General features: G+C 59.4%; 8 protein-coding genes and 1 pseudogene. All 9 read right to left on the bottom strand.

From position 1 onward, the window contains the following. Positions 1-1,158 (bottom strand): NADH-quinone oxidoreductase subunit E (locus tag L0H65_RS12015; RefSeq protein ID WP_301459292.1); only part of this gene is annotated, 1,158 nt, incomplete at its 3' end. Positions 1,159-1,234: 76 nt separating this feature from the next. Further along, on the bottom strand, positions 1,235-1,525 hold the full coding sequence (locus tag L0H65_RS12020) for a hypothetical protein (protein ID WP_301459293.1): 291 nt from the start codon (positions 1,523-1,525) through the stop codon (positions 1,235-1,237). Continuing rightward, on the bottom strand, positions 1,522-2,730 hold the full coding sequence (locus L0H65_RS12025; protein ID WP_301459299.1) for an NADH-quinone oxidoreductase subunit D: 1,209 nt from the start codon (positions 2,728-2,730) through the stop codon (positions 1,522-1,524). The genes L0H65_RS12020 and L0H65_RS12025 overlap by 4 nt, the downstream gene beginning before the upstream one ends. Beyond that, the gene (locus L0H65_RS12030) at positions 2,730-3,617 is read right to left on the bottom strand and encodes a sulfotransferase (RefSeq protein WP_301459294.1); all 888 of its coding nucleotides are present in this window, start codon (positions 3,615-3,617) and stop codon (positions 2,730-2,732) included. Before L0H65_RS12030 ends, L0H65_RS12025 begins: the two co-directional genes overlap by 1 nt. A 4-nt stretch (positions 3,618-3,621) precedes the next feature. Further along, positions 3,622-4,224 carry an NADH-quinone oxidoreductase subunit C gene (locus L0H65_RS12035; RefSeq protein WP_301459295.1) on the bottom strand — a complete coding sequence of 201 codons (603 nt, stop codon included), beginning with the start codon at positions 4,222-4,224 and terminating at the stop codon, positions 3,622-3,624. A gap of 13 nt (positions 4,225-4,237) precedes the next feature. After that, positions 4,238-4,771: an NADH-quinone oxidoreductase subunit B family protein gene (locus tag L0H65_RS12040; protein ID WP_301459296.1), complete on the bottom strand. Its 534-nt coding sequence runs from the start codon at positions 4,769-4,771 to the stop codon at positions 4,238-4,240. After that, positions 4,762-5,127, bottom strand: coding sequence for an NADH-quinone oxidoreductase subunit A (locus tag L0H65_RS12045; RefSeq protein ID WP_301459297.1), 366 nt, complete (start codon positions 5,125-5,127; stop codon positions 4,762-4,764). Before L0H65_RS12045 ends, L0H65_RS12040 begins: the two co-directional genes overlap by 10 nt. A gap of 174 nt (positions 5,128-5,301) precedes the next feature. Beyond that, a complete protein-coding gene (locus L0H65_RS12050; protein ID WP_301459298.1) occupies positions 5,302-6,090 on the bottom strand; it encodes a crotonase/enoyl-CoA hydratase family protein in 789 nt (262 codons plus the stop codon). A gap of 12 nt (positions 6,091-6,102) precedes the next feature. After that, positions 6,103-6,546, bottom strand: a pseudogene (locus tag L0H65_RS12055) (hydroxymethylglutaryl-CoA lyase); the annotation flags it as partial.

Consider the following 6,546-nt stretch of genomic DNA (forward strand, 5'->3'; position numbering starts at 1 on the left):
CTTGGAAAACTCGGTCGTCCCACCCGCCGCAAGGATTTTTGCCTGTTCAACCCAGGTATCGCGGGTGACGCGACCCTTGAACCCAGCCAGATTCTCATCGACCCATGCGATTTCGTCCGCAGTCCAACCGGCAATCTGGTCAAAGTGGAAAAAGCCAAGGCTGTTGCAAAGTTTTTCCAGCTTTGGCCCGATGCCCTTGATTTGTTTCAGATCATCAGGATTGCCGCCACGCGCCGCTTTCAAACCTTTTGGTTTGGTGCCGGCAACTGAGGGTTGAGCATCAGGTGTCACGTTCTTGGCCCCGGCCTGAATCGCGACTTTCGGTGCAGCGGGTTTTTTCGCGATCACCGCTACCGCCACGTCTTTTGGTGCATCGCCCGCCGGTTTGGTGGGGGGCGTTGCCACTTCCACCGCCGGAATCTTGGCAGCCTTCGCAGTCTTGGTGGCATCCTTGGCGATCCAAGGCGTCAGCAGCGGCACCTCGGTTCCGTCAATCCGCTTAATCGTGTCACCGATATCCACCGCCGCCTGTGCGCTGGCATTGTGCGGCTTGCGCCCCGCCTCATGGTCTTTCAAACTGGTCAAACCGCCAAGGGGTTCCGAGGAATAGCGTCCGTTCTGCGGCCCCGGCACCGGAACCTCACCCTTGGCAAACCGCGCGATCAGATCGCGCAGGATCGCAGGCGTCAGATCTTCGTAGTAATCCTTGCCGATCTGGGCCATCGGCGCGTTGGAACAGGCTCCGAGACATTCCACCTCTTCCCAGGAAAAATTGCCATCGGCCGAGATCATATGCGGTTTTTCATGGATCAGTTCCTTGCACACTGCAACCAGATCCTCCGCCCCGCAAATCATGCAGGAGGTGGTGCCGCAAATCTGGATATTTGCAATGCGACCAACCGGATGCAGCTGAAACATGAAGTAGAATGTCGCCACTTCCAGCGCCCGGATATAGGGCATTCCCAGCTTGTCAGCGATATGCTCGATCGCCGGACGGGTCAGCCACCCTGTTTGTTCCTGCGCCCGCCACAAAAGCGAGATGATGGCAGAGGCTTGCCGCCCCTCCGGATATTTGGCGATCTGACCTTCGGCCCAGGCCTGATTGGCCGGTGTGAAGGCGAAATCGCTGGGTTGTTCTTTGGAAAGGCGGCGTAGCATCAGGCGACTCCGTTCATGCGGGCGGCGTTGCGGCCGCCGGCTGGGGCGTTCAGATCACTGCGGGTTTTGGCACGGTTCAGCATCCGAAAACCCCTTTCAGCGTGAAACTCTGGGTGGCACTGTCAATTTCGACATCACCGGCGTCATTCATCTTGCTCAGATGAAAGATACCATCGCTATCCGTACCATCGAGTGACACCACAAGCGCGGTCCAGTCGGCAGCAGTTATGGTGCAGCCATCCTTGGCCACCTGTTCTGCCGCCTGATAGACCGGCGAGGTCGGCGCGAGTTTGTCGACATAGCCCGCCAGCGCGGGCATTGCGCAAGGGATGGCAATCGCAGTCAACAGCGCGATGCGACGGTTCATCTGTCAATCTCCCCGAACACGACATCAAGACTTCCGATGATGGCAGCCACATCCGCCAGAAGATGACCCTTGGAAATATGGTCCATCGCCTGCAAATGCAGGAAACCCGGCGCGCGGATCTTGGCGCGGTAGGGCTTGTTCGTGCCATCTGCCACCAGATAAACGCCAAACTCGCCCTTGGGTGCCTCCACCGCGGCATAAACCTCACCCGCCGGGACGTGGAAACCTTCGGTGTAAAGTTTGAAGTGGTGGATCAGCGCCTCCATCGAGGTTTTCATATCCGTCCGTTTCGGCGGCGACAGCTTGCCGCGCGCCATCACTTCGCCCGGCTCCTTGCGCAGTTTTTCTAGTGCTTGCCGGATGATCGAGGTCGACTCGCGCATTTCCTGCATCCGGCAAAGATAACGATCAAAGCAATCGCCGTTCTTGCCCACCGGAATCTTGAAGTCGAATTCGTCATAACATTCATAGGGTTGCGAACGCCGCAGATCCCATGCAAGGCCCGACCCGCGCACCATCACGCCGGAAAATCCCCATTCCAGAATCTCCTGCTCCGTCACGACGCCGATATCGGCATTGCGCTGCTTGAAAATCCGGTTTTCCGTCAGCAAAAGTTCGATATCGACCAGCACCTGCGGGAACGCCACGGCCCAGGCGTCAATATCTTCGATCAGGTCGGGCGGAAGGTCCTGATGCACGCCACCGGGGCGGAAATACGCGGCGTGCAGACGCGCGCCGCAGGCCCGCTCATAAAACACCATCAGCTTTTCGCGTTCCTCAAACCCCCAGAGCGGCGGCGTCAGCGCGCCACAATCCATCGCTTGTGTGGTGACGTTCAGCAGGTGATTCAGCACCCGGCCAATCTCGCAGAACAACACCCGGATCAACTGACCCCGACGGGGCACCACGGTTCCGGTAAGTTTTTCTATTGCCAGACACCAGGCATGTTCCTGATTCATCGGGGCCACATAATCCAGCCGGTCGAAATAAGGCAGGTTTTGCAGATAGGTGCGGCTTTCCATCAGCTTTTCGGTGCCACGATGCAGCAACCCGATATGCGGGTCACACCGCTCCACAATCTCGCCGTCCAGCTCCAGCACAAGGCGTAAAACACCATGCGCAGCAGGGTGTTGCGGGCCGAAGTTAAGGTTGAAGTTGCGGATCTTCTGCTCGCCCGTCAGCGCGTCGTCAAAATTGCCATCCATCATTTTGCGGCCTCACCCATGTTCCTGCGCCAATTTTCCGGAATATCCGGGTAATGGCGGGCGATGTAATCATATTGCGGGTGCAACAGGGCACGCGCGCGCTGTGTTTGGTCTAGGGTCATTGCCAGAGCCGGGCCGACATGCACCGGTTGGTCGAAATTCGCTGGCTGACAATCAATGCCCAGAAAGGCACAGAGCCGCGCCAGCCCGTTAGGCGTCAGCATCTCCTCCATGAACATCACCAGCAGCTTGCCCGGTGCAATCGCCGCATTCAGCCGTGCCAGCGCGCCCGCATAATCGCCGCGTTCCGTCATGCTGCTTTGCGCCCCGTTCAACACTTGCTCCAGCGTATCGGAACAGGATTTCGCAAACGCCTCCCCCGCGACACCTGCGCGGCGGCCGAGCATCCGCACATGGCTCCAAAGCCGCGCGATCGGGTCGCGCATCAGGTAGATGAAGCGCGTATCAGGCGACAGCGCAGCCATTGCCCGCAACCGCGCGACCGGCAACAAGGCATAGGAGGGCGTTATATCGGCAACCAGCGCCTCATCGCTGCGGCCTTGGGTCAGGTAAGACAGGTAGCGTGGGGCGTTTTCCGCCTTTTCCTGCAACACCTCCTGCCATTCCAGCACATCTTGCATTTTGTCGGTCGCCCGGCGCAAGCCATCGCCAGTGGCGGTCAGCAAACGCTGACGCAGGCGTGCGGCAAAGCGGCGGTGAACGGCCAATTGCTGACGAAATGCGCCTGTCTCCAGCGTGTCGAAATAGTGCAACTCCTTGATGGAGCGCATGTGGCACCCCGGATGATGCGCAAGGTAATCGTAAAGCCAGCTCGTGCCCGCTTTGGTTGCCCCCACACAGAAAAGAATGGTTGGTGCCTTGGTCACGCGATCAACCCTTGGCCTTGTCATCGCCCGGCAGCACATATTGCGCACCTTCCCACGGGCTCATGAAATCAAACTGGCGGTATTCCTGCACAAGCGTCACCGGTTCGTAAACCACGCGCTTTTCCACCTCGTCATAGCGCACTTCGGTATATCCCGTTGTCGGGAAATCCTTGCGCAAAGGGTGGCCGCGAAATCCGTAATCGGTCAGGATGCGGCGCAAGTCCGGATGGCCGGTAAACAGGATGCCAAACATATCGAAAACCTCCCGCTCAAACCAATTGGCGGAAGGATGGACCGGGGTGATCGAGGCCACCATCTCATCCGCGCGGACTGCCAGTTTCAGCCGGATGCGGGTGTTTTGATACATCGACAGGAAGTGATACACCACGTCATAGCGCGCCGCACGTTCCGGGTAATCCACCGCCGTAATGTCCACCAGCGTCGAAAACTGCGCATTGGGATCGTTTTTCAGAAACTCCACCAAACCGAGCAGAAAGCGTGGCTGCACCTCCACTGTCAACTCCCCCAACACAATGCTGGTGGAGACAACGGCATCCGGGCGGCGCAGTTCCAGAAGGGCGGCAAGCTCTTGCAGCGCGACGGTCATGATCATTCCCCTCTTAGCGGACCAAGGTGCCGGTGCGGCGGATTTTGCGTTGCAGTTGCAGGATACCATACAGCAGCGCCTCTGCCGTGGGCGGGCAACCCGGCACATAGATATCCACCGGCACAATGCGGTCGCAGCCGCGCACCACCGAATAACTGTAGTGGTAATAGCCGCCGCCATTGGCACATGACCCCATCGAGATCACATAGCGCGGTTCTGGCATCTGGTCGTAAACCTTGCGCAGCGCCGGGGCCATCTTGTTGGTCAATGTCCCCGCCACGATCATCACATCCGACTGGCGCGGAGAGGCACGGGGCGCAAAGCCGAAGCGTTCGGCATCGTAGCGCGGCATCGCGACATGCATCATTTCGATCGCGCAGCAAGCCAGCCCGAATGTCATCCAGTGCAGCGACCCGGTGCGCGCCCAGTTGATGATATCCTCAGTCGAGGTCAGCAAGAACCCCTTGTCCTGCAATTCATGGTTCAGGGCCTGGGTCGAAACCTCAAGATCAGCCCCCGCGGTGTTGCCGCCAGCCATCACTCCCATTCCAGCGCCCCTTTCTTCCATTCATAAGCAAAGCCAACCGTCAAAACGGCAAGAAACACCATCATCGACCAGAAAGCTGCCATCGAAATTTCACCGAAGGCCACCGCCCAGGGGAAAAGGAACGCCACTTCCAGATCGAAGATGATGAACAGGATCGCCACGAGGTAAAACCGCACGTCAAACTTCATCCGGGCGTCATCGAAGGCGTTGAAGCCACATTCGTAAGCCGACACTTTTTCCGGGTCCGGGTTGCGCACGGCCAATACGACAGCGGCCAGAATCAGAACCAGCCCAAGGCCGATTGCGATGGCCAGAAAGATAAGGATCGGCAGATATTCCCGGAGAAGATGGTCCACGAAGATGCTCCTTACGCTGGCAGCTTGCAGGCCCGCGACCGTATCCGGCAGCGAACCCCTTGGCTTCGTTTACTCTGCCCCCCTGCCGGGGTCAACCGAAGGTCGTAAGAATTCAGGGGCAAAACGCCGCGCTGAATAACCTACCAAAAAGGTAAATTATATGGCGGAATCAGCTTATTGCCGCACCCATCCGGGTTTGGTTTTGGCAAAGAACGCAGCAATGCCTTCTGCGGTCTCATCGCTTTCCCATCGGGTCACAAGCGCCGTGATGCTCGCCTCGATCTGTGCGGTATCGGGCATCGGCGACAGCATTCGGATCAGCGCCTTCGCCTCGGCCACCGCCCCCGGCGCGCAGGCGAGGTATGGCATGACCTCCGCCTCCACTGCCGTTTCAAGATCATCGGGGGCAACCACATGGGCCAGCAGGCCAAGGCGAACGGCTTCGTCGGCATCAAACAGACGGGCGGAAAAGAACACCCGTCGCGCCATCGCCTCCCCCATCCGCGCCACCACATAGGGGCCGATGGTCGCGGGGATAAGGCCAAGCCGGGTTTCCGTCAGGCCAAAGCGTGCGCCTAAGACACCGATTGCCACATCACAGACCGACATCAGCCCGACACCGCCGCCGTAAGCCTGCCCCTGCACCCGGCCAATCAACGGTTTTGGCAGATTGTTGAGCGCCGCCAACATCATCGCGAGTTTGCGCGCACCATCGGCACGCGTCGCGGCATCAGCTTCCATCTGGTCGCGCATCCACGCCAGATCACCGCCTGCGCAAAAGCTGTCGCCTTCTGCCGCCAATACGACCACGCGCACTGTCACATCCGCGCCCAATTGGCCCGCCGCCGCTGTCAGTTCGGCGATCATCTGCGCCGACATCGCGTTGCGTTTCTCCGGACGGTTCAGCGTCAGTCGCGCCACGCCGCGCGGATCAATGGCAACGGTGATCGTGTCAAAACGCATATAACAACCCCTTCAGGCCGCCAGCATTGCATGGGCGAGGCTGGCACCCATCGCCAGCACATCCGCATCCAGCCCTGTCGAATACCCATTCTGCACCAAATAGGCGTCGACACGTTCGGTTGCGACATTGCCCGCCGAACCCGGGGCATAGGGGCAACCACCAAGCCCGCCAACCGCAGCATCAAACACCCGCAATCCTCGCGCCAGCGAGACGCCGATATTGTCCAGCGCCCGTCCGTTGGTGTCATGGTAATGCCCAGCCAACCGCTCCGCTGGCAACACCTCCAGCACCGCTGCCAGCATCGCATCAATCCGTTCCGGCGTGCCGCGTCCGATAGTGTCGCCAAGGCTGACCTCCCGGCAACCGAGATCACGCAGCGCCGCCACGGTTTTCGCCACCGCCGACGGCGCGACCGCACCATCGAAGGGACAATCCGTCACGCAGGAGACATATCC

Origin of the sequence: Pseudorhodobacter sp. (genome assembly GCF_030452865.1) — a bacterium.
Lineage (GTDB): Bacteria > Pseudomonadota > Alphaproteobacteria > Rhodobacterales > Rhodobacteraceae > Pseudorhodobacter.